Source organism: Emticicia sp. C21, from assembly GCF_003418935.1.
Lineage (GTDB): Bacteria > Bacteroidota > Bacteroidia > Cytophagales > Spirosomataceae > Emticicia.
On the sequence record NZ_QVMT01000010.1, the window covers coordinates 1 to 22034 of the forward strand.

General features: G+C 36.2%; 18 protein-coding genes. 9 read left to right on the forward strand and 9 right to left on the reverse strand.

What is annotated here, in order from left to right; genetic code table 11:
• Positions 1 to 152: 152 nt before the first annotated feature.
• Positions 153 to 1409, reverse strand: a complete 1257-nt coding sequence (locus D0T08_RS19925; protein ID WP_116984452.1) for a sugar MFS transporter — start codon at positions 1407 to 1409, stop codon at positions 153 to 155.
• 65 nt (positions 1410 to 1474) lie between these two features.
• Positions 1475 to 2815: a Gfo/Idh/MocA family protein gene (locus D0T08_RS19930; protein WP_116984453.1), complete on the reverse strand. Its 1341-nt coding sequence runs from the start codon at positions 2813 to 2815 to the stop codon at positions 1475 to 1477.
• A gap of 130 nt (positions 2816 to 2945) precedes the next feature.
• On the opposite strand from D0T08_RS19930, the gene folE reads away from it, so the two are divergent.
• The 4 genes from folE to D0T08_RS19950 all read left to right on the forward strand — a co-directional run bounded on the left by folE (position 2946) and on the right by D0T08_RS19950 (position 6510).
• Entirely contained in the window at positions 2946 to 3626 is a 681-nt protein-coding gene (gene folE, locus D0T08_RS19935) for a GTP cyclohydrolase I FolE (RefSeq protein ID WP_116984454.1), read from the forward strand.
• 132 nt (positions 3627 to 3758) lie between these two features.
• On the forward strand, positions 3759 to 4754 hold the full coding sequence (locus D0T08_RS19940) for a c-type cytochrome (RefSeq protein WP_116984455.1): 996 nt from the start codon (positions 3759 to 3761) through the stop codon (positions 4752 to 4754).
• A gap of 186 nt (positions 4755 to 4940) precedes the next feature.
• On the forward strand, positions 4941 to 5354 hold the full coding sequence (locus D0T08_RS19945; RefSeq protein WP_116984456.1) for a nuclear transport factor 2 family protein: 414 nt from the start codon (positions 4941 to 4943) through the stop codon (positions 5352 to 5354).
• Positions 5355 to 5574: 220 nt separating this feature from the next.
• Positions 5575 to 6510 (forward strand): SPFH domain-containing protein, encoded by a 936-nt coding sequence (locus D0T08_RS19950; RefSeq protein ID WP_116984457.1) that lies wholly within the window; start codon positions 5575 to 5577, stop codon positions 6508 to 6510.
• A 60-nt stretch (positions 6511 to 6570) separates the two neighbouring features.
• On the opposite strand, the gene D0T08_RS19955 is transcribed toward D0T08_RS19950, so the two are convergent.
• Positions 6571 to 7176 carry a LysE family translocator gene (locus D0T08_RS19955; protein ID WP_116984458.1) on the reverse strand — a complete coding sequence of 202 codons (606 nt, stop codon included), beginning with the start codon at positions 7174 to 7176 and terminating at the stop codon, positions 6571 to 6573.
• 25 nt (positions 7177 to 7201) lie between these two features.
• Positions 7202 to 7759, reverse strand: coding sequence for an NUDIX hydrolase (locus D0T08_RS19960; protein WP_116984459.1), 558 nt, complete (start codon positions 7757 to 7759; stop codon positions 7202 to 7204).
• A gap of 448 nt (positions 7760 to 8207) precedes the next feature.
• Between D0T08_RS19960 and D0T08_RS19965 the strand changes: the two genes are divergently transcribed.
• The 3 genes from D0T08_RS19965 to D0T08_RS19975 all read left to right on the forward strand — a co-directional run bounded on the left by D0T08_RS19965 (position 8208) and on the right by D0T08_RS19975 (position 14906).
• On the forward strand, positions 8208 to 11462 hold the full coding sequence (locus tag D0T08_RS19965) for a TonB-dependent receptor (RefSeq protein WP_116984460.1): 3255 nt from the start codon (positions 8208 to 8210) through the stop codon (positions 11460 to 11462).
• Positions 11463 to 11489: 27 nt separating this feature from the next.
• Positions 11490 to 13256, forward strand: a complete 1767-nt coding sequence (locus D0T08_RS19970) for a RagB/SusD family nutrient uptake outer membrane protein (RefSeq protein ID WP_116984461.1) — start codon at positions 11490 to 11492, stop codon at positions 13254 to 13256.
• A gap of 123 nt (positions 13257 to 13379) precedes the next feature.
• A complete protein-coding gene (locus D0T08_RS19975) occupies positions 13380 to 14906 on the forward strand; it encodes a c-type cytochrome domain-containing protein (protein WP_116984462.1) in 1527 nt (508 codons plus the stop codon).
• Between the two features lie 9 nt (positions 14907 to 14915).
• Here D0T08_RS19975 and D0T08_RS19980 read toward each other — a convergent pair whose 3' ends face one another.
• Positions 14916 to 16478: a GH3 auxin-responsive promoter family protein gene (locus tag D0T08_RS19980; protein WP_116984463.1), complete on the reverse strand. Its 1563-nt coding sequence runs from the start codon at positions 16476 to 16478 to the stop codon at positions 14916 to 14918.
• A gap of 104 nt (positions 16479 to 16582) precedes the next feature.
• Entirely contained in the window at positions 16583 to 17350 is a 768-nt protein-coding gene (gene surE, locus D0T08_RS19985) for a 5'/3'-nucleotidase SurE (protein WP_116984464.1), read from the reverse strand.
• Between the two features lie 131 nt (positions 17351 to 17481).
• Here surE and D0T08_RS19990 point away from each other — a divergent pair, with 131 nt between their 5' ends.
• Positions 17482 to 17991, forward strand: a complete 510-nt coding sequence (locus tag D0T08_RS19990) for an N-acetyltransferase (RefSeq protein ID WP_116984465.1) — start codon at positions 17482 to 17484, stop codon at positions 17989 to 17991.
• Here the strand turns inward: D0T08_RS19990 and D0T08_RS19995 are convergent.
• Together D0T08_RS19995 and D0T08_RS20000 are read right to left on the reverse strand one after the other, a co-directional pair.
• The gene (locus D0T08_RS19995) at positions 17986 to 18540 is read right to left on the reverse strand and encodes a YdeI family protein (RefSeq protein ID WP_116984466.1); all 555 of its coding nucleotides are present in this window, start codon (positions 18538 to 18540) and stop codon (positions 17986 to 17988) included. The two genes, D0T08_RS19990 and D0T08_RS19995, sit on opposite strands and share 6 nt — an antisense overlap.
• A gap of 95 nt (positions 18541 to 18635) precedes the next feature.
• Entirely contained in the window at positions 18636 to 19679 is a 1044-nt protein-coding gene (locus D0T08_RS20000; protein WP_116984635.1) for a rhodanese-related sulfurtransferase, read from the reverse strand.
• Positions 19680 to 19815: 136 nt separating this feature from the next.
• On the opposite strand from D0T08_RS20000, the gene D0T08_RS20005 reads away from it, so the two are divergent.
• Positions 19816 to 20457 (forward strand): deoxynucleoside kinase, encoded by a 642-nt coding sequence (locus D0T08_RS20005; protein ID WP_116984467.1) that lies wholly within the window; start codon positions 19816 to 19818, stop codon positions 20455 to 20457.
• A 36-nt stretch (positions 20458 to 20493) separates the two neighbouring features.
• Here D0T08_RS20005 and D0T08_RS20010 read toward each other — a convergent pair whose 3' ends face one another.
• Entirely contained in the window at positions 20494 to 21966 is a 1473-nt protein-coding gene (locus D0T08_RS20010; RefSeq protein ID WP_116984468.1) for an LptF/LptG family permease, read from the reverse strand.
• Positions 21967 to 22034 lie beyond the last annotated feature (68 nt).

The window sequence follows — 22034 nt, forward strand, 5'->3', positions numbered from 1 at the left end:
ACTTCCTTAACGACTTGAAGCTTAAAGCTTAGCGTATAATCTTTTTGTGTACGCTTCACATAGTTGTTTTGATTTCCCATCTTCGATACTTTTTAATGTATCGCTATTTCAGGACGTGACAAGTTAAACAAATAAACATGAGAGTTAATTTCTTACCAGCTCTTTTTCTTATGCCCACTAATGGCAAAATATAATATAAATATATAACAGATTGCCATTATCCAAAACCCTCTTTGTGGGTTCACCTCACCACCCATTTCAGCATAAGCTAGAGGAATTATTCCACCACCTGGTCCTATGCCCATAATGAGCAGCGCAGAGCCAATTTTAGTGAACTTACCCAGACCTTTTATAGCTAATGGGAAAATAGAAGGCCACATGAGTGCATTTGAAAGTCCCATTAGGGCAATACAATAAACAGAAGTATAGCCGCTAGTGAATATGGCCGCTATTGTAAATATTAACCCAAGAATGGCTGAATATTTAAGCGCATTTTCCTGTTTAATATATTTTGGGATTGCTATTATTCCCACAAAGTATCCGACTAGCATGGCTCCAAGAGTATAAGCCGTAAAATTCTTGGCTTCATCCAGACTAATACCAATATTTTTGCCGTATTGGCCAATGCCATCTCCTGCAATCACTTCTGCACCTACGTAAAATATGATAGCAAATACCCCCAATATAAGATTCGGGAATGCAAATACCGAATCTTTTTGAGTTTTACTTTCCTTATTATCTTCCCCTTCTTCTTTTACTTCTGGAAGCTTTGAAAACCAGAATAAAACAGCCACCAAAATAAGAAAAATAGCCAAAGCGATATATGGTGTGTTAATTCTTTGCGCAAGGTCATTTAACAGGATTTCCTTTTCATCTCCCTGCGCGGTTTTTAGCTTGCCTTCTAAATCTCCAATACCTTTTAATACAACGGCACCTAATATAATTGGAGCTAGAATTCCAGCAAATTTATTAGCTACACCCATAATGCTTATTCTCTTAGCAGCACTTTCAATTGGCCCTAAAATACTCACATACGGATTTACAGCTGTTTGTAGTAGCGAAAGTCCAGCACCTTGTACAAATAACCCGGTGAGAAAAAGCGAGAAAGTACGAGAATTTGCGGCCGGAATAAAAATTAACGAACCTAAAGCCACAATAATTAGACCTATAACCATACCATTCTTAAAGCCAACCTTGCTCAAAATAAAAGAAGATGGAATCGATAAAAAGAAATAAGACATATAAAATGCCGAAGTAACTAAGAATGCTTGTGTATCTGTTTCTAGTTCACAGGCAATTTTTAAGAACGGAATAAGCGTTCCATTTGTCCAGGTAATATATCCAAAGGTGAAAAACAATACCCCAATCATAACTAAGGGCATTAAATAACTTTTATTATTTTGTTCCATATCAATAGGGTTAAAAAATCAGGTGACTGATCTGTAAGACTAATTTGTTTAGGTTATAACTAATTTTAATAATCATCATTCAAACCAAATGTTCTTTTTCTGTTACGCCATTTGCCTCTGGTAAAGTCAGGAATTTCAACTGATGAACTTCCTCTGGCAATAGATAATTCAGAAAGTGGGCTGATTGCACTCCAGGCCGCTGCATCATAGACATCAATTGGAGGCGCAACTTTTCTTTTAATTGATTCAATAAATGCTCTTATAACGAAAAAGTCCATTCCTCCGTGTCCTGCATTAACAGCATCCTGTTCAAATCTTTTCCATAATGGATGATCATATTGTTTTGCATAATCTGCAAAAGGCTCCCATGTATCATGCTTTTTAGAAGTACCTTCAATATATATCTGGTTGCCATCATTCATCCAGATTCCTTTAGTTCCCTGAGCCCTGAAACCTAAAGAGTAGGGGCGAGGGCTACTTGTATCATGAATAATCACAATATTTTCCCCATTCGCACATTGAATCGTAGTGGTTACAATATCGCCTAATTTAAATTTTACTTTAGCATTTGGGTGGTTTTCTCCTCCATTATCTACAATATAGTTGTGCATCCCACGTGCTTTTGTTGCCATTGAAGTTAAATACAGGAATTGATTCCCGTAATTAATATCCATCCAATGGGCCACAGGTCCTAAACCATGCGTAGGATATAAATCTCCATTTCTATCTATAGAATGTTGGGTTCTCCAACGGGCTTCACTAAAACCCTTTTCTCCAAACTCTACGCCTTTTCCATAAGCAGATTTACCATCGTTCAGTTTTACAAAACGTAAATCATGCTGGTAACCACAATGTCCATAAAGCATTTCGCCAAACATTCCTTTTCTCACCATGTTCAGAACAGCCATAATATCGCGTCTGTAGCAAACATTTTCTAATATCATACAATGCGAACCTGTCTGCTCAAAAGTATCAACCAGATCCCAAGATTCCTGTAATGTTACCGTAGCTGATACCTCAACTCCGGCATATTTTCCAGCTTTCATCGCCGCAATAGCCATTGGCACATGCCATTCCCAAGGGGTTGCAATCACTACACCATCCAAATCATCTCTTTTCACCATATTCTCAAAATCTCTTTCACCTTTGGTATATGCCACCGGAATCGGCTTATTGAATTTCTGGATAATTTTGTTGGCTTCAGTAATGGAATTTTTGTCAATATCACAGATAGCAGTCACTTCAACATCAGGGCGATACATCACTTGTTGGAGGTGAGTTCTGCCTCTTAAACCTACACCAATAAAGCCTAGTCTTATTTTTTTGTCTTCTATAGGATTCTTTTTTACAATAAAAGGTACGGTTGATGTAGCTAGGCTTGCAGAAATAAAGTCGCGTCTGTTCATAGTTTGGTTAAGAAAGATTTTATGCAAAAAAATAGACTTATTCCACAATTTCAAAAGTTTAGGGTATAAATATTATTTTATTCGTGGCATATTCACTTATTTTTGCAGTAGAATTATCGTGTGGAATTTGATGAATGATAAAAATAAAAATATTGACTTCAAACATTCGTCTATTGACGAAATAGGCGAAAACCACTTTTCTTCTAATCCGGAAACACCTCTTCGGGAAGACGCGTTTGAATTAGATGATGACACAAAGATTGAATTAATAGAAACGCATTTCAGAGAAATTATGCATATTCTGGGCCTCGACCTTTTAGACGAGAGCTTGAGAGGTACACCGCATCGTGTAGCGAAAATGTATGTAAAAGAAACTTTCTCCGGGCTTAATCCTGAGAATAAACCAACTATGACGCTTTTCACTAACGATTATAATTACAATGAAATGTTAGTTGAAAAGAACATTCAGTTTTATTCTAATTGTGAACATCATTTTGTGGCAATTATCGGGAAAGTTCATATAGCGTATATATCAAGTGGTAAAGTAATTGGTTTGTCAAAACTTCATAGGATTGTAAATTATTATGCACGTCGCCCTCAGGTTCAGGAACGCATGACCATGCAAATTGGAATCGCTCTTAAATCTGCTTTAATGACTGAAGATGTAGCGGTGATTGTAGATGCTGATCATCAATGTGTTTCATCAAGAGGTGTAGGTGACCAATCAAGTTCTACTATTACTGCTTTTTATGGAGGTGTTTTTAAGGAAGAAGAGAAAAAGAATGAGTTTCTAAAGATTTTAAGTATTTGATTTCATTATTATAAGGCAGTATGACCATTGGATAAATTGGTATATTAATAGTTTGGAGGTGAGAAAAACATTCTTAATTTTGTCATTAATATCATAACTTATTTACTACCAGTTAATTACTCCCTTAGCTTTATGAAAAAAACTCTACGTATCGTAGGCTACGTTCTGCTGTTTGTTGTTGTAGCCGGTGCCGCAGCATTATCCTATGTAAAATTTGCACTTCCAAACATTGATGCCCCCCAAGACCTGCATGTAGAAGCCACTCCTGAAAGGATAGAACGCGGCAAGTATTTGGCCTATCATGTTACAGTTTGTATGGATTGCCATAGTGCCAGAGATTATAGCGTATTTTCAGCTCCACTGGTAGCCGGTTCTGATGGAAAAGGTGGCGAAGTATTTGATCAGAAATTTGGTTTCCCAGGCAAATTCATCGCCAGGAATATTACTCCATTTAATTTAAAAGATTGGACTGACGGAGAAATTTATCGTGCAATCACTTCTGGAGTCAAGAAAGATGGAACGCCGATTTTCCCTGTTATGCCTTATGCATATTATGGCAAAATGGATAAGGAAGATATTTATTCGATTATTGCATTTGTGCGCACACTGAAACCAATAGAAAATACAACAGAAGAGCCAAGGGCCGACTTCCCAATGAATTTTATTCTGAATACTATTCCGGCGGAAGCAAATCACGGGAAATTACCGGATCCAAGTAATGAAGTAGAATATGGTAAATATCTCGTATATAGCGCGGGGTGTTTTGAATGTCATACTAAACCAGACGATAAAGGACAAAAAGTGTCCGGTATGGATTTCGCCGGAGGTTGGTCATTTAATTTAGGAGACGGTAAAACCGTTACCTCTGCCAATATAACCCCTGATAAAGAAACAGGTATAGGTAATTATACTAAAGAAGCATTTATTACAAGATTTAAAACTTATGCTGATAGCACTTATAAAGCTCATCCGGTAGGTAAAGGAGAGTTCAATACAATTATGCCCTGGACAATGTATGCCGGTATGAGTGAGAAAGATTTAGGGTCGATTTATGAATATTTAAAAACGGTTAAACCAGTTAAGAACCCGATTGAACGCTTTATCTATAAGCCTGTAGCAAAATTATAATCGTATTAGAATAGAATTATTATTTATGAAGAGTAGCTGTAAAGGCTACTCTTTTCATTTGCCGGTTTTCAATAAAAATCGACCATTCAACAGTTAATCGAAACCATCAATCAATTGTATATTTCATGGCCTTTGTAGGCTGAATACTTTTGTATCAGAAAATCAAACAAAATTTATACAAAAGCTATGAAAAAATTCATTGTATTATCTGTTCTTGTTATTATCTCTATAGCAGCCAAACTTCCAAAAAATTCTAGAGCTGAAATCGCCAGAAAAGGCTTTGCTGCTGCAATCAATAAAGATGCTGACGCTTTTATAAATATGTGTGATGAAAATGTGGTGATTAGCTTTCATTCAGATGATTCAGAGGTTCCAAAATCTGTATTTAAAGGAAAAGAAGGCGCAAAAGCATTTATGGAACACCGGAATAAATTCGAGGTTTATAATTTTACCAATATGCAATTCAAAGAATTAGGTGAAAAAGTCATTATTACTGGACGTTTTGAAGGTAAATTGACGGGTAAAGCGGCCTATACAAAGGAGTATGTAGGAGTGGCGGTTTTCAAAAGTGATAAAGTATTATATTATTATGCGTTTTAAGAATTAAAAATGCTGATATAATTAAACGGGCTTAATGAAATTTCATTGGGCCTGTTTATGTATTGAGGCTTTGGCAGGACTAAAATTTCACTCAGATTACATCAAATAAAATTTCTACATATATTTCTAGCAGAATTACCATTTATCCATAAAAAAGTTCGTAGGTTTCGGCAAGCAAACTACATTTGATACATTAATTTTAACTAAACCATCAAATCCCATGAGTGCTATCATAACTTTAGTCGTAGTTATCATCGTATTATATCTGTCCGTAGTAATAGTGCAGCAAGGAAATGTTGCTGTTATTACCATTTTTGGGAAGTATCAACGTATCATGACACCGGGACTTAATTTTAAGATTCCATTTATCGAATACGTTTTTCGAACCATCTCTATTCAGAACCGCTCTGCTGAACTCCAATTCCAAGCTATTACGAATGATCAGGCGAATGTGTACTTCAAGGCGATGTTACTATACACTGTAACAGACCAACAAGAAGAGTCAATCAAAAACGTAGCTTTTAAGTTTATTGATCAGGCTAACTTTATGCAAGCGTTAGTTCGCTCAATTGAAGGCTCGATCAGAAGCTTCGTAGCAACCAAAAAACAGGCTGAAATCTTAAGCCTACGAACCGAAATCGTGGCAGACGTAAAAGAAAACCTTGATCATATTTTATTAGGCTGGGGCTATCATTTAATTGATTTACAAATCAATGATATTACATTCGATGAAGAAATTGTCCGTTCAATGGCAAAAGTGGTGGCATCAAATAACTCAAAAGCAGCAGCTGAGAATGAAGGACAAGCTTTATTAATCACTAAAACCAAAGCTGCAGAAGCGGAAGGTAATTATATCAGAATCCAGGCAGAAGCGGAACGTGAAGCCTCAAGATTGAGAGGACAAGGTCTGGCTCAGTTTAGAGAAGAGGTAGCAAAAGGTATGGCCGTTGCTGCTAAAGAGATGGAAAAAGCAAATCTGGATTCTTCATTAATCTTGTTCTCTCTCTGGACAGAATCGTTGAAACATTTTGCAGAAGAAGGTAAAGGTAACGTTATTTTCCTGGATGGCTCTGTTGACGGGATGGAACGCACCATGAAACAACTGCAGGCCATGCATCAGAAAGATGTAAATGATAAAGCGGGCATTAAGAAGTGACATAATTCATAAACAAAAATGGTAGCTTGGAAAGGCTACCATTTTTGTTTATGAATTATACTAAAATATGTCGTAAATCAACTTCATTCCAATTCCAATAAATACTATTCCTGAAACATATTTTACTCGTTGAATTGTCAGATTATTCATTCTACTTTTTATTTTATCAGCAAAAATGGCAAAAGCAGCCTCCATGACAAAAATCATGATTACACAGGTAGTAAAATAAGCGGTTTCGTCATAAATATCATACTTATAACCCTTTAGTGTAGCAGATACAACCATCCACGAAATAAAATTTACCGGATTAATTACATTTAATAGGAAACCTTTTCCAAAAAAATAAAAGAAACGAGCTATTTTAAAATCCTGTATTTTGGAAGGCGTTTTAGAGTTGCTGAATTGTGCAACCCCAAGTCCCACTAACAGTAAAGAACCAAATACACGCGAATAAGTAGCAAAATGCGGAATATCAGGTAGAAATGAAGTGCCTAAATATGCAATGGCAATCATAATAATATCTCCAAAAATAACACCTAAAGATATTTTTACTCCTGCCATATAGCCATAATCAATGCTATTCTGAATCAATGCAAAAAATACGCTCCCAAATCCAAAACTAAGTACTACTCCGGTAAAAAATCCTAAGGAAATCGCTTCAAGCATATAGGTGTTATAGGTGTTTTAGTGTTTACAAAAGTTCGGGAAATCGTAAAAGCATTGATTTGAGTATGCCTGCTACACTCATAGAATCTGTAATTTTGTCGGCTAGTACCATCTCATAGGCTTCTTTGAGAGGGACTTTTTTAATTTGTAATTGCTCTGTTTCTTCTGGCTGACTTGCGGTTTGGGTAAGGTCTTCTGCAAGAAAAATAAAAGCTTCTTCGCGGCAAACAGAGTTAGAGGTATGAAGCTTTGAAATCATCGTCCACTTTTGGGCAATCAATCCGGTCTCTTCTAAAAGCTCTCTTTTAGCTGTCTCCAATATATCTTCTCCCTCCGGACTTCCTCCCTCTGGTATTTCCCAGGAGTACTCTTCAATCGGGAATCTATATTGTCCTACAAGCCAGGTATTACCTTCTTGATCAATTGGCACAATTCCAATGGCTACATTTTTAAAATGAACTGTGCCATAAATTCCTTTACCACCGTTTGGATTCAAGACATTCTGATGGACGACTTTTATCCAATTATTTTCATATTTTACCTCTGAGTCGAGGATTGTCCAAGGATTACTTTTCTCATTCATTTTGCGAAATTATAATTTTTTACCCAAGGTTAAAAAATTATGTAAATAATTCCCTTCTAACTTTAAATGCAAATAAATATTTTTTGATATGGACCTTTTTCAAAAATATATATTGATAATTTTTATATGTAACCTTTGGATTTTAAAATAGGCACTCTTTAAATGTAATTTTTTTGTTAATTTTTAACAATTTAAAACGTTTGCATAAGTTTTTAACCAATTTTATTGATGCACCTATTTTTATATTTACTCTTAATATAATACTATTGTAATAGTTTTTAATATTGCGCCAAAACTTAAATACTCTAACCCTATTTTTTGTTGCTCCAGAATTTACATTTTCTTGATAAATTCTTCATTCAATACTAGAAATAGAAAAAGCAAAATTTTATATTTGAATCGTAATATTATTACACTGTTTTTATTAACCTAATTTTATATTTTTTTCATGAAACAATCCTACTCTATTCCAATTAGGGCGAGAGCCCTGATTTTGCTATTCTTTATCCTAGGGTCTGCTGCCTACGCTCAAAGAAAAGTAACTGGTAAAGTTGTTGATTCCGATGCCCAAATTGGTCTTCCGGGAGTTACAGTCCTTATCAAAGGTGGTACAAAAGGTACATCAACAGATGCTAATGGAAATTATTCATTAGATGTTCCGCAAAATGGTGGTACTATCGTTTTTTCATCGATTGGTTATGAAACAAGAGAAGAAGCCATTGGCAACCGCTCTGAAATTAACATTTCTTTAAATGCTGATACCAAAGCACTTAACGAGGTGGTAGTAACAGGTTATGCTTCTCAACGTAAAAAAGACATTACAGGTGCTGTAACTGTTGTAGGTGCTAAAGAGTTAACAGCAACGCCAACAGCCAGCGTTACGCAAATGCTACAGGGTAGAGCTTCTGGTGTTACTGTTGGTAACGACAACTCTCCTGGAGGTGGTACCATGGTTCGTATCCGTGGATTTGGGTCAATTAACAATAACAGCCCATTGTATGTAATTGATGGCGTGCCTACACAAGGAACCTTGAACCAGATAAACCCTAACGACATCGAGTCAATGCAGGTGTTAAAAGATGCTTCTGCAGCTTCTATTTATGGTGCTCGTGCTGCTAATGGGGTGGTTATCATTACCACTAAGAAAGGTAAACCAGGTGAGCCGAGTTTTACATTTGATTTCTATACAGGTACTCAAAGACCTGGTAAAATGCTTAACTTGTTGAATACCAAAGAATTAGGTGAGTATTTATATCAGGCAGATTTAGGTGCTGGAAAAAATCCCTCAGTTACTTCTCCTTCGGTTCAATATAAATTCGGTCCTAATGGTGAGCAAACGATTGCTGATTATATTTATCCGAACGTGTACGGAACATTGCCTGCCAACTATACTTATACAAATGATATTGCTGACCCTAACTTAGGTAAAACAGCGTACAACATTACAAAAGCAAATAAGGAGGGTACTAACTGGCAAGATGTAATCTTCGATCCAGCCCCAATTTCAAACTTCCAGGTTGGCGCAAGTGGTGGCTCAAATAATGCAAAATATGCTATTTCAGCTAACTATTTTAAACAAGATGGTATTTTAAGATATACTAAATACAACAGATACTCTGTCAGAGCAAATACCGAATTCAAGAAAGGTAGATTTACTTTTGGTGAGAACGTAACAGTATCATACGACGAAAGACAAGGAATCACTAATAACGATGAGTCAAACCCTATCATGTTTGCGATTCGTGTACACCCGATAATCCCTGTTTTTGATATCACGGGTGGTCCGGCTGCTTTAGGTGGTACTAACAGTTCGCCTTACAACGGTTTTGCAGGAAGTAAAGGCGTAAACTTAGGTAATGCACCAAACCCATTAGCAAGATTGTATCGCGAAAAAGATAACATTACAAAAGGTGTTCACGTTTTCGGAAACGTATTTGCAGAGTTAGACATCATCAAAGGTTTAAAAGCAAGAACCAGCTTAGGACTTGAATACAACCTGTCGAACAGATCCGAGTATTTCCACCGTGATATTGAAGCTGCGGAAGCCAGAGCTGCCAATAGCTTGAACGTTATCAATAACTACGATAGATCAGTTACCTGGTTTAATACCTTAAATTATAATAAAGAATTTGGTGCACATTCATTGAATGTTCTGGTAGGTACAGAGGCCGTTACTACTTATGCATTTGGTTTCCAGGCTAACAGAAGTGGCTTCGCTTTCGATGATTTAGAATATCGTTATCTTGATGCTGGGTCTGCTTCTGGTTTAAATAACTCGGGTGGTGGTGCCACTATCTCTGCGTTGTTCTCTCAGTTCGGTAAAGTTAACTACTCTTTCAAAGATATTTATCTGGCTGACTTCACACTACGTCGCGATGGTTCATCTCGTTTCTCTGCAGCTAACAGATATGGTGTGTTCCCTGCGTTCTCGGTAGGTGTTCGTTTGTCTGAATACTCTTTCATGAAAGACCTGAAATTCTTAAACGATATGAAAGTGCGTTTAGGTTGGGGTAAAACAGGTAACCAGTTGATTCCAAACGTTTATAACGCTTATACACTTTATGCTGCGGATCCTATTCGTAATGCATACGATATCAACGGTACTGGTTCTTCAATCGTAGGTGGTTTTGACCTTGTACAATTCGGTAACCCTAATGGTAAATGGGAAACAACTACTTCAACTAACATTGGTTTAGATGCGGTATTGTTCAATAGCAAATTAGAAGTTGTACTTGATTTGTATAATCGTGTTACATCTGATATGTTAACGCAAATTGCGATTCCAAGAACTGCAGGTACTGGTACTATTCCTTATACAAACATCGGTGAAGTACAAAACAAAGGTATCGACGTGGGCTTGAACTATAGAGATAAAGTAGGCGATTTCCGTTATACTGTTGGGGTTAACTTTGCTCATTATAAAAATAATGTTGTTAAGTTGAACAACGACCCTAACGCTACTATCTTTGGTTTCACTACTCGTCTTCCTGCTATTTCTGCTACCAAAGCGGGTTTACCAATTGCAAGCTACTACGGATATATTGTTGATGGTGTAATCAAAGATGATGCTGAAGCAGCTGCAGCTCCTAAATTCGGAACCTATACAAGAGCCGGAACTTTCAAATTCAGAGATGTTAACGGCGATGGTATTATTACCGCTGCTGACAGAACTATCATTGGTAATCCTCATCCTGACTTTACTTACGGTGTTAATATCAACTTAGGATACAAAAACTGGGATTTGACCTTATTTGGACAAGGTTCACAAGGTAACGAAATCTTTAATTATGTTAGATACTGGACAGACTTCAATACTTTCCAAGGTAACAGATCAAAAGAAATGTTGTACGATTCTTGGAAAAAACCAGGTGATAATGCTAAACTTCCTCGTTTGAACTCTGGTGATGCTACCAGCCAACAAATCTCTACTTATTTCATTGAAGATGGTTCTTATTTCCGTTTGAAAAATGTTCAGTTGACTTACTCAGTACCAACAGGTTGGTCTAAGAAAATTGGTTTAAGCTCTGCTCAGATATACGTTCAAGGACAGAATATGTTTACAATTACTAAATATACTGGCCTTGATCCGGATATTAACCTAAGAAGATCAGGTACTGATAACCAGGATATCCACATGGGTATCGACGAGGGCGCTTACCCTGTTGCAAAATCATACCTAGTTGGTTTGCGTTTAGGATTCTAATATTATTTAAAAACATTAAAAAAGAGAATGAAAAAATTAATTATAATAGCACTCTTAGTTGCATCTAACCTTGCTTGTTCTGATGAGTTTTTCAATATAAAACCGCAAGGACGTGCTTCAGTAGATCAGCTTAAGAACAAAAATGGTGTTACCGCCCTTTTGGTTGGAGCTTACTCTTTGCTTGATGGTGTGGGTTCTGGTAATACAGGCCGTACCTCAACTGCATCTAACTATGTATTTGGTGGAGTTGCCTCAGATGATGCCGTGAAAGGTACTGATGCTGGTGACCAACCAGAACAATCGTTTATTGAACAGTATAACTGGTTGGCAGACAACACTTATTTTCTTGGAAAATGGTGGGGTATGTATGATGGTGTAGCTCGTACTAACGAAGTAATTCAGATCGTTAACAGCCCTGAAATTAAAGATATGACCGACGCTGAGAAAACTCAGGTAATTGCAGAGGCACGCTTCTTAAGAGCATACTATCATTTCGAATGTAAGAAAATGTGGAAAAATGTGCCTTATATAGACGATAAAGTTTATGTTGCGGCAGATCCAAACTCTACAAAGATTCCAAACACTGAAGATATATGGCCAAAAATCGAAGCAGATTTCGATTTCGCTGCAAAAAATCTTCCGGCTGTTCAAACTCAAAAAGGTAGAGCAACACAGTGGTCAGCTAAAGCTTTCCTAGCAAAAGCATATGTTTTCCAAAAGAAATGGGCTCCGGCAAAAGCTTTATTAGATGATGTTTTAGCTAATTCTGGTAAAAAATTGATGACCAATTATCATGATAATTACAGAAATACTACTAATAACAATGCAGAGTCAATCTTCGAAGTAGAGTTCTCTATTAACGATGGTACAAACGGTGATAACGGTAACGCAGGTGATAACCTTAACTGGCCTTATTCATCAACTGGTCCTGGTAGAGGATGTTGCGGTTTCTATCAACCGTCTCACAACCTGGTGAATGCATTCAAAACTGATGAAAACGGTTTACCATTAATCGGTTCTAAAGTCGATGGCTCAGAAGATACATTTAACAATGTTGATTTACCAAACGATCAAGGAATTACTGCGGGTACAGCCTTTACGTTAGATAAATCAATCCCTGTTGATCCACGCTTAGACTGGACAGTAGGTCGTAGAGGTGTTAACTTCCTTGACTGGGGTGGAATGCCAGGCTCTACCTGGGTTCGTGACCAGACCTATGCTGGTCCTTTCATTGGTAAAAAATGGATGTACTACCTAGCAGAAGAAGGTAGCAGTACTCACTCAACTAACAAACGTAGCGTAAACAATAACTTCAGAATTATTAAATTGTCTAGCGTAATTCTTTGGTTAGCAGAATGTGAGATTGAATTAGGTAACTTAGCAAGAGGTGAAGAATTAGTAAATATGATTCGTAACCGTGCAAAAACTGGTAGTGTTCAGGATGCATCTGTAAATTACAAAATTGAACTTTATCCAGCTGGAACTTTCGCAGCCAAAGGTGCCGATTTTGCAAGAAATGCTGTTCATATGGAAACACGCTTAGAGTTTGCCATGGAAGGTCACCGTTTCTTCGATTTAGTTCGTTGGGGTATTGCAGAACCAGTACTTAACAAATATGCCAGAGAAGAAGCCGTTGCTGGTAAAGAGCCATCAGGTAGAACATTCGGAAAACGTGGTTACATGGCAGGTAAAACATTCACCGCTAAAAATAACTACTACCCGCTTCCGCAAGATGAAATCTTGAATAGCCAGAAAGACGGTAAACCTGTATTAAAGCAGAACGATGGTTATTAATTGATAATCGAAATAATTTTAAAATAGCCAAAGTCATCGACTTTGGCTATTTTATTTTTTTATGATTGTTATTATCTTTGAGAAACAATCAACCTGAACTATTCAACTCTAAATAAAGTTTTGATGCCTATTCTCGCCATATCAGAGTGGACTTCATTTTTTGGCCGCTTTCATCCACTTTTAGTTCATCTACCAATTGGCTTCCTGATTATTGCTAGTGTTTTTGAGATTTTAAAAATTACTGGTCGCATAAGTGTAAGCCAGGATATTATCCGTGTTGTCTTATTCATATCTGCTGTAAGTGGTACTTTTGCCTGTATTGCAGGATATTTTCTTTCATTGGAAGGAGGATATAATGAAGAAATGCTGGAAGAGCATAAAATGCAAGGAATATGGTTAGCTGTTTTCTGCTGGGTCGCCTGGTTAGCAAAAAATACCTGGTTGAACGAAAGGGTAGGGATAAACAAAATTCTATATGCTCCGGCCTTAGTTATTTCTCTGATTTTGATGATGGTTGCGGGCCATCACGGTGGAAACCTCACACATGGAGAAACCTATCTGACTGATAATACGCCACAGCCATTCAGAGCCTGGTTGGGTATGCCCGAAAAAACAGAAAAAGAATCAGACGGTTTGGCCGATAAACCGAAAATTCAGAATATCAATGAGGCGATGGTTTATCAGGACATTATCCAGCCTATTTTTAAACAAAAATGTGAACAATGCCATAATGCCAATAAGATGAAAGGCGATTTAAGGATTGATGAAATAGACTTGTTTAAAAAAGGAGGAAAACACGGAGCTATTTTTGAAGCCAATAATGTGGAGGGAAGTGAGTTTATCAAAAGAATTCTTTTACCGGAATCAGATGATGATCATATGCCACCGAAAGGCAAAACCCAGATTACTGAAAACGAATTAGAATTAATGAAATGGTGGATTGAGCAGGGAGCTCCTTTTGATAAAAAAGTTTCTCAGGTTCAAATAAGCGACCCCATTAAACCGATATTATTAAGTTTAGGCGGGGCGTCAGGTGGTAGCTCTGCATCAGGTGGGGTTAAGCAGGATAAATTTAATATTGAAGAGAAATTATTGAGTGAATCTGTTGATGCTATAAGTGATAATAGCGTAGCTGATTTGAAAAAATCAGGTGCTCTAATTTTGCCTTTTGCTCAAAATAATAATTTTATTGAAATCAGCTATATCAATAATTCGAAACTATCTGATAATGAATCTTCCATAATTACAAAAGCCACCGACCAAACACTTTGGTTGAGATTAAGTGATACGCAAATCACAGACAAAACTTTGGCAGATGTAGCTAAATTGACAAACCTTACCAGATTGCATTTAGAGCAAACCAAAATTACTGATAATGGATTAAGTCAGCTAAGTGCTTTAAAGAATCTTGAATATCTGAATCTTATCGGTACAAAAATATCAGATTCAGGTATCAGACAATTAGCTTCACTTAAAAATCTGAAGAAATTGTATGTATGGAAAACGGAAGTAACCCCTAAAGGTGCTGAAGAACTAAAGAAAAACATTCCGGGTATAAGTATTGATTTAGGAATGACCGAACAGCAGATTGCTGAATTTCTTAAAGCAAAACCAAATGAAACGAGCGACGATGTATATAAGAAAAAATAAAGGTTGGAGTTAAACTCCAACCTTCTCATAATTCTTCTTAACAAAGTCTTCCCATTCATCAACCAATTTCCCTTTGAGTACTCTTGGAAATTTATGCTGTCCGCCTTCTTTCCCTTTTAATTTCATCCAATCGTAGAAAGCCTTAGTCGGCAGCGCTCTTAAGAAAACATTTTTTAGCGCGTGCCCTCTTTCAACGGCGTAATCATCATTCAATTCGAAAAGTTTTTTATCAATTAATTCACATAGTTGTTTCTCATCTACTTTATCATCAGTCGCCACATACCATTGGTGTGCAAATAGTGGAGGGTGCTTAATACCAATAACTGTAAATTCGCGTACATCAATCCCTAGGTCTTTTGATACTAACTCAATAGCATTATTCATGTTATCTACCGATAAATGCTCACCACACAAACTTAAGAAATGCTTGGTTCTTCCTGTAATCTTTATTTCTGCTCTGTTTTTATTGGTAAATTTCACAGTATCCCCAATCAGGTAACGCCAGGCCCCCGCACAAGTTGAAATTAATAGCGCATAATCAACATCTTCTTCTACCTCGTGCACCATTAAGGTTTGTGGTTTTGCGGCAATATTTCCGTCTTCATCAAAATTATTCTCGTTAAACGGAATAAACTCAAAGAAAAGACCTTGATTTAACACTAATCTTAAGTTACCATCCGGGCGATCCTGATAAGCCAAGAAACCTTCTGATGCCATATAGGTTTCAATATAGATTACAGGTTTGCCAAACAATTTCTCTAAACCCTGCTTATAGGGTTCCAAAGAAACACCACCCCAGGCAAAAGCCGTAAGGTTAGGCCATAATTCATGAATATTTTTGAGATTATAGCGCTTGATAATTTTTTCAAGCAAGATGGTATGCCAGGCTGGTACACCTGCCAGAAAACCAATATCCCAGTTTTTGGCATTCTCAGTAATTTCTTCCAGTTTATTGCCCCAATTGCGCTCGGCGGCAATTCTCTGACCTGGTTTATAAAAATTCTGAAACCAGAATGGGAGAGTGCCGGTAGTAATACCACTTAAATCACCTTCATAATGAGAATCAACTTCATTAAGTGCAGTACTTCCACCAAGCATGAGATACCCGGTTTCATAAATATTTGCAGGTAGTTTATTATAATGGCCTAGTGATATAATCTGATTAATACTGGTTCTTTGGATGGCCTTAATCATATCCTTAGTAACCGGAATAGCTTTCGAAGCCGCATCTGAAGTACCCGAACTTAAGGCAAAGTATTTTATTCTACCAGGCCAACAGACATTCTTTTCTCCATTACGGGCCTTATACCACCATTCATCGTAAATTTTATTATAATCGTATATCGGAACTAATTCTTTAAATTTTGCATAAAAATCAGTTCCTTTTTCAAAAATTGCAGTACTTAATATTTCGTCAAAATGATATTTTTCACCAAACTGCGTATAGCGTGCCTTTGCAATTAGTTTTGTGAAGGCCTTTTTTTGCCATTTCAGCGGTTTAACTTTTCTTATTTTTTGTATGGTACTCGTAAACTTTATGCTTCCCTTTAATAAACTTCCTAAAACTGCCATATACTAATAAATATTAAATAGGTGAAGTGCAAATCATCTTAATTCTACAAAGACTATCAGCTAAAATTGCTAAATCTAATAGACAAATCCTACTTTTTTAAGGTTTATAGTTTCCATTTCTTTAATGTTTTAATCTCTGGATACGCAGTTCTGTCTATCTGAACAGGAACAATAGCGACATAATTATTATCCATTGCCCAAATATCGGTGTCTTCACTTTCCGGTTCGCGATTCACAAAATCTCCTCCCATCCAAAAATAAGGTCTACCATATAAATCGGTTCTGGCATCAAATTCTTCTCTCCAGTAACCATTCGTCTGGCGACAAATTTTTATACCCTTGATGGGCTCATCAGATTTAGCTGGGAAATTTACATTCAATGCGGTATGAGAAGGAATGCCGTTTTTCAATGACTTTTCAACGATTTTTTTCAAAGAACGTTTCACATGTCTGAAATCAGCATCATATTTAAAATCATTTAGTGAAAATCCTATCGCTGGAATCCCTTCAATGGCAGCTTCAACCGCCGCCGACATGGTTCCTGAATAAAGTACTGATACTGAGGCATTCATACCATGATTTATACCACTTACAACTAAATCAATTTTTCTGCCTCTTAAAAAATGGTGTTTTGCCAGCTTAACACAGTCTGCAGGAGTGCCTGAACATTCGTAAGCTTCAATATCTTTAAAAATCTTAGATTTTTTTATGTGGATGGTGCTATCTACCGTAATCGCATGACCCATACCTGAATTCGGACTGTCAGGAGCAACAACAAAAACATCGCCCAATTTACTTACTACATCAATTAAAACAGAAATACCTTTTGAGGTTATGCCATCATCGTTGGTTACTAAAATAAGTGGTCTCATATAAATTTTTTAATGAATATCGTACTCATGGCCCTATAAAATGAGGTTATAGGTAAGATTGGAATTTTTATGCAAATTAACAAAATGTTATGTTAGCAGAGTTTATATTTGCAAAGAAAATTCTCTAACATATGAAACTGACGTATCGATACGCTACAGCCAAAGACATTGCTATTATTCGAGAAATTGCTGAAAAAACATGGTTTGCTACTTATGAGCCTATTTTAGGCAAGCAACAACCTCAATATATGTTCGATTTAATTTATAGTGAAGAAGGATTAGAAGAACAGATGAACGCAGGGCAATTGTTTGTCATCCAATATGCTTCAGATGAAAATCAAATCGATGTACCCAGAGCGTTTGCATCATATTCAATGAAAGATGATGATGAGAAAATCTATAAATTGAATAAATTATATCTAAATCCTGATTTTCAAGGAGGGGGATTAGGTAAAAAGTTATTAATTGAAGTTGAAAAGCAAATAAAAGAATCTGGAGGTAATTGGCTTGACTTGAATGTGAACCGTTACAACAAAGCCAAGCTTTTTTATGAAAGAATGGGTTTTGAAATCATTGCTGAAGAAGATATACCTATAGGAGAATATTTTATGAACGATTATGTAATGCGCAAGAAATTATAAGCGCTTACCTTCTTCACTGGCTTTTATTAATTTTTCTAACCTTGATAATCGGGTGGCTTCCTGCTTTGCTGTAACAATCCAGCCTGTCATTAATTTGCGATAATAGGGTGGTTGTTTTTGAAAGAAATCCCATGCCTGGATATTAGTCTTGAAAGTTGCTTGGATTATAGGAGAAAATTCTGCCTCCTCTTTTTCATAGGTATATATATTAGACTTATGGTCTTTTCGCTTTTCGTATGCTAACAGGCCTGCTTTTTGCACCAAACCCTTTGGGATCATTTCTTCCATTTTGTTGATATTCACTGTACTCCAGATACTGGTGGGTCTTCTAGGTGTGAACCGAATACAATAGCTTTCATGGTCTACTGACCTTCTTATACCATCAATCCATCCAAAACACAAGGCTTCATCAACCGACTGAGACCAGGTAATACTTGGTTTGCCGGAATCAACCCTATAAAAACCGACTATGAGTTCTTTTTCTTTTTCATGATTTTCTGCTAACCATTTACGAAAATCTGATTGATGAGGAAAGAAGGTCGGCTTCATAAGTAAAATTATTTTCAGTTGCTGAAATACAAAAATACCTTAAATCAATTTAAATTCTAAACTGATTTAAGGTAAAACAATCAATGATTTTGAGATTATAGGCCCAGATCTTCAACTATGTGCAAAGTTTTAGTATTTTTTCTGGTTCTGAATGCGATCTCTGGCTTATAGCCTTCGGTTGTTTTGGCGTAATAACCGGTTCCATCGTAGAAACGTTTTCTTGGATTTTCCTTACAAACAACTGAGCAAGCACCTTCTAATTCATGTCCACATTTTTCACAAATAGGCACATGCTCATTACAATCCGGATTGGCACAGTTTACCATTCTATCACTGATGGTTCCACATACATGGCATTTCGAAATCACTTCCGGGTTTATTTTATTCACTTCTGTTGTCAGACGATTATCAAAAACATAACATTTTCCATCAAAATCTTCGCCGCCCTCTTCCAAGCCATATTTGATAATTCCACCATGTAACTGATAAACATCTGTAAATCCCTGTGAAAGTAAATAAGCACTGGCTTTCTCGCATTTAATACCTCCAGTGCAGTAAGTAATAACTTTTTTATCTTTCAGATGCTCAATTTCTTGCATATGGTCTGGCAACTCGCGAAGATTTTCCATATCAAAGGTAATTGCTCCTTTGAATTTTCCTACTGAATGCTCATAATTTGAACGCATGTCAACCAATACTACATTCGGATCATTCTTGATAATCTCTTTAAATTCGCTAGGTTCCAAATGCTTCCCAGTTCTTTCCAAAGGATTAACAGGCAATTCTGAATGAACAATCTCTTTTTTGATCCTCACATACAATTTGGTAAAAGCATGTGTTGGATGGTTCTCAACTTTAAAATCTACTTTAGCAAAGCGAGGGTCAGATTTAACCCAGGCCATATATTTGTCACAATCCTCAACTAAGCCTGAAACTGTACCATTGAGCCCTTCCGGAGCAACAATTATACGGCCTAGCAGATTGTTATCAATACAATATTGATGGTGAACGTCACGATACTCAACTACATTGTCGATTGGAGAGTATATATAATAGAGTAATACTGAGTATTTGCCCTTTTCGTCGATTGGCGATTGATTTGGTGTGTTGTTTTCTGTTGTTATTTCTTCTGTTCTCATAATAAAATTCAATATTTCAAGGCGCAGACTTGATTTGAATACTGCAAAATTACAAAAGTTATTTTGATGTTCTATGATTTTAGTCATTTTAGCATTTATTTTGGAAAAAATATCTACAAAATAAAAATTTCATTAAATGCACATTGCGATTACCGGGAATATAGGGGCAGGAAAAACTACATTAGCATCAAAATTAGCAGAACATTATGGATGGGAGGTATTGTACGAAGCCGTTGAGGGTAATCCCTACCTACCACCGTTCTACGAAGATATGGAAAAATGGGCCTTTCATCTCCAGATTTATTTCCTCAATAGCCGCTTTGAACAGGTTTTGAAAATTAAAAAACTGGCAGAAGATAAAACCATTATTCAAGACCGCTCTATTTATGAAGATGCTTATATTTTTGCACGCAATTTATATGAATCCGGTAAATTTAATGAAACAGATTATCAGACTTACAGAAGTATGTTTAATACCATTACTCAGGCCATTACTCACCCTGATCTGATGATTTACCTGAGAGCAGATTTACCTAAACTGCAGCGACAGATAAACAAACGTAACCGTGATTTTGAAAGAAATATAGATCCAGACTACCTACTCAAACTGAATGCATTGTATGAAGACTTTGTACATCTTTATACTCATGGAAAACTCCTGATTATTGATGTCAACAACTTAGATTATGCAGAAAATGAAAAGGATTTTGAACGTATACTTGAATTAATAGACAAAAATATTAATGTAGGCACACAGCTGGAAATTAATCCCTTCTAATAGATAATAGTCTGATAGGTAGATTAATCAGGGTATTCAGACAGTCTTAAATTCGCGCTTTTTCCTGATTTTTGTTTTCCAGTAAGTCTTGATTTTATCGAAATAAACATCGTAGATGTCGCTGTCAAATAGACGTGCATCGTTCGTAGCTTTATATAGGAAATAAATACCAAAGGCCAATAATATAGTATTTGGCATCCAAACACCTGCAAGTACGTACCATAAACCCTCTTTGGCATATTTATCGCCCAATTGCATTAAAACATACATTAAAATAAAAAATGTAATTGAGATTAAAACCGGCATACCAAAGCCCCCTTTTTTTATAATTGAACCTAAAGAAGAGCCTATTAAAAACATTACAAAGCAGGAAAACGCCATTGTAAATTTATGCCAGAGTTCTACATCGGCTCGATTGGCATCTTTTAATTTACTTTTTTCAATATCGACATTCGTTTTATAATGGTCTTGTACACTTTTGGCTTGAGTAAAGGCTGTCTCAAACGATTCCATCATTTTTGATTCCTCATGTAAGGGTTTCATTCTTTCATCAACCCACTTACCTGGTAAAATAACTCTTTTGCTTAAGGTATCTTTAATAATTCGCTTCAAATGATGAGTATAGAATTGATCCATCGAGCCAAGTTGCACTTTTTTTGCTATTGCAATTTCCTTACGAATGGAATCTACTTGTTTAGAAAGTGCAGGAACATCTTTCATATATTCATGATACTTGAATTGAGATTCATCAGTCCTTTTCATCCCGAAAGATTCCAGCGCAAATACCAGCCTGTTTTTTTTGAAAGAGTTTTTTACAAATTGTGTATCATTATAATTTCCCCCTGAAGTGTTTTTATAATCCACATAATTAACTCCATTATATAGTTCAAACACTAAATAACTATTATCTAACATTGTATACATCTTACCAGAGTCAGCTATCGTCACATTGATATTCCCCTCGTTAGTACTATGATTATAAATAGTCACTCCTTTTAATGTTTTCCCATCAGGGTATTTTTTTAATACTTTTATTTTATACCCTGGCAACTCTCCATAAAAAATTCCTTCCTTAATATTGAGTGTAACTTTAGTAGTTTTAACGTCATAGAGCAAACTGTAACCCTTCAAATTGGCCCAGGGACTAACCTTATTATTAAACCAGAATGAGAAAATACTCACCCCAAAAGCAAAAATTAAGGTTGGTAAAAGTACTCTTGAAATCGGAATTCCTGATGCCTTAATGGCTGTAAGCTCTGAATGTTCGCCCAGATTCCCAAAACACATTAATGAAGCGAGAAGAGTAGCCAGAGGAAGAGAGATAGGTACTGTTATTAATGAAAAATAAACAAAAAGCTTCGCAAAAACATCATATCCTAAATCTTTACCTACAAAATCGTTGAAGTAAAGCATTAGGAAACGCATTAAAAAAATAAAAACTACCACACAGGTAGTTAATATAAAAGGTCCTATAAAAGACTTTATTACTAAGAAATCAATTTTCTTCATTAAACACATAAATCATTGCCCGCACAAAATTCTTAAATGAATTTTGTTTGCGCAAGTCTGTTAAGCAT

Coding starts and splice junctions, on each gene's coding strand:
- D0T08_RS19995 (WP_116984466.1), bottom strand. CDS start 18,540: ATGAAGCCGACCTTCTTTCCTCATCAATCAGATTTTCGTAAATGGTTA.
- D0T08_RS19970 (WP_116984461.1), top strand. CDS start 11,490: ATGAAAAAATTAATTATAATAGCACTCTTAGTTGCATCTAACCTTGCT.
- D0T08_RS19925 (WP_116984452.1), bottom strand. CDS start 1,409: ATGGAACAAAATAATAAAAGTTATTTAATGCCCTTAGTTATGATTGGG.
- D0T08_RS20000 (WP_116984635.1), bottom strand. CDS start 19,679: ATGAGAACAGAAGAAATAACAACAGAAAACAACACACCAAATCAATCG.
- D0T08_RS19930 (WP_116984453.1), bottom strand. CDS start 2,815: ATGAACAGACGCGACTTTATTTCTGCAAGCCTAGCTACATCAACCGTA.
- surE (WP_116984464.1), bottom strand. CDS start 17,350: ATGAGACCACTTATTTTAGTAACCAACGATGATGGCATAACCTCAAAA.
- D0T08_RS19950 (WP_116984457.1), top strand. CDS start 5,575: ATGAGTGCTATCATAACTTTAGTCGTAGTTATCATCGTATTATATCTG.
- D0T08_RS19945 (WP_116984456.1), top strand. CDS start 4,941: ATGAAAAAATTCATTGTATTATCTGTTCTTGTTATTATCTCTATAGCA.
- D0T08_RS19965 (WP_116984460.1), top strand. CDS start 8,208: ATGAAACAATCCTACTCTATTCCAATTAGGGCGAGAGCCCTGATTTTG.
- D0T08_RS19980 (WP_116984463.1), bottom strand. CDS start 16,478: ATGGCAGTTTTAGGAAGTTTATTAAAGGGAAGCATAAAGTTTACGAGT.
- D0T08_RS19990 (WP_116984465.1), top strand. CDS start 17,482: ATGAAACTGACGTATCGATACGCTACAGCCAAAGACATTGCTATTATT.
- D0T08_RS19955 (WP_116984458.1), bottom strand. CDS start 7,176: ATGCTTGAAGCGATTTCCTTAGGATTTTTTACCGGAGTAGTACTTAGT.
- D0T08_RS20010 (WP_116984468.1), bottom strand. CDS start 21,966: ATGAAGAAAATTGATTTCTTAGTAATAAAGTCTTTTATAGGACCTTTT.
- folE (WP_116984454.1), top strand. CDS start 2,946: ATGAATGATAAAAATAAAAATATTGACTTCAAACATTCGTCTATTGAC.
- D0T08_RS19940 (WP_116984455.1), top strand. CDS start 3,759: ATGAAAAAAACTCTACGTATCGTAGGCTACGTTCTGCTGTTTGTTGTT.
- D0T08_RS19960 (WP_116984459.1), bottom strand. CDS start 7,759: ATGAATGAGAAAAGTAATCCTTGGACAATCCTCGACTCAGAGGTAAAA.
- D0T08_RS19975 (WP_116984462.1), top strand. CDS start 13,380: ATGCCTATTCTCGCCATATCAGAGTGGACTTCATTTTTTGGCCGCTTT.
- D0T08_RS20005 (WP_116984467.1), top strand. CDS start 19,816: ATGCACATTGCGATTACCGGGAATATAGGGGCAGGAAAAACTACATTA.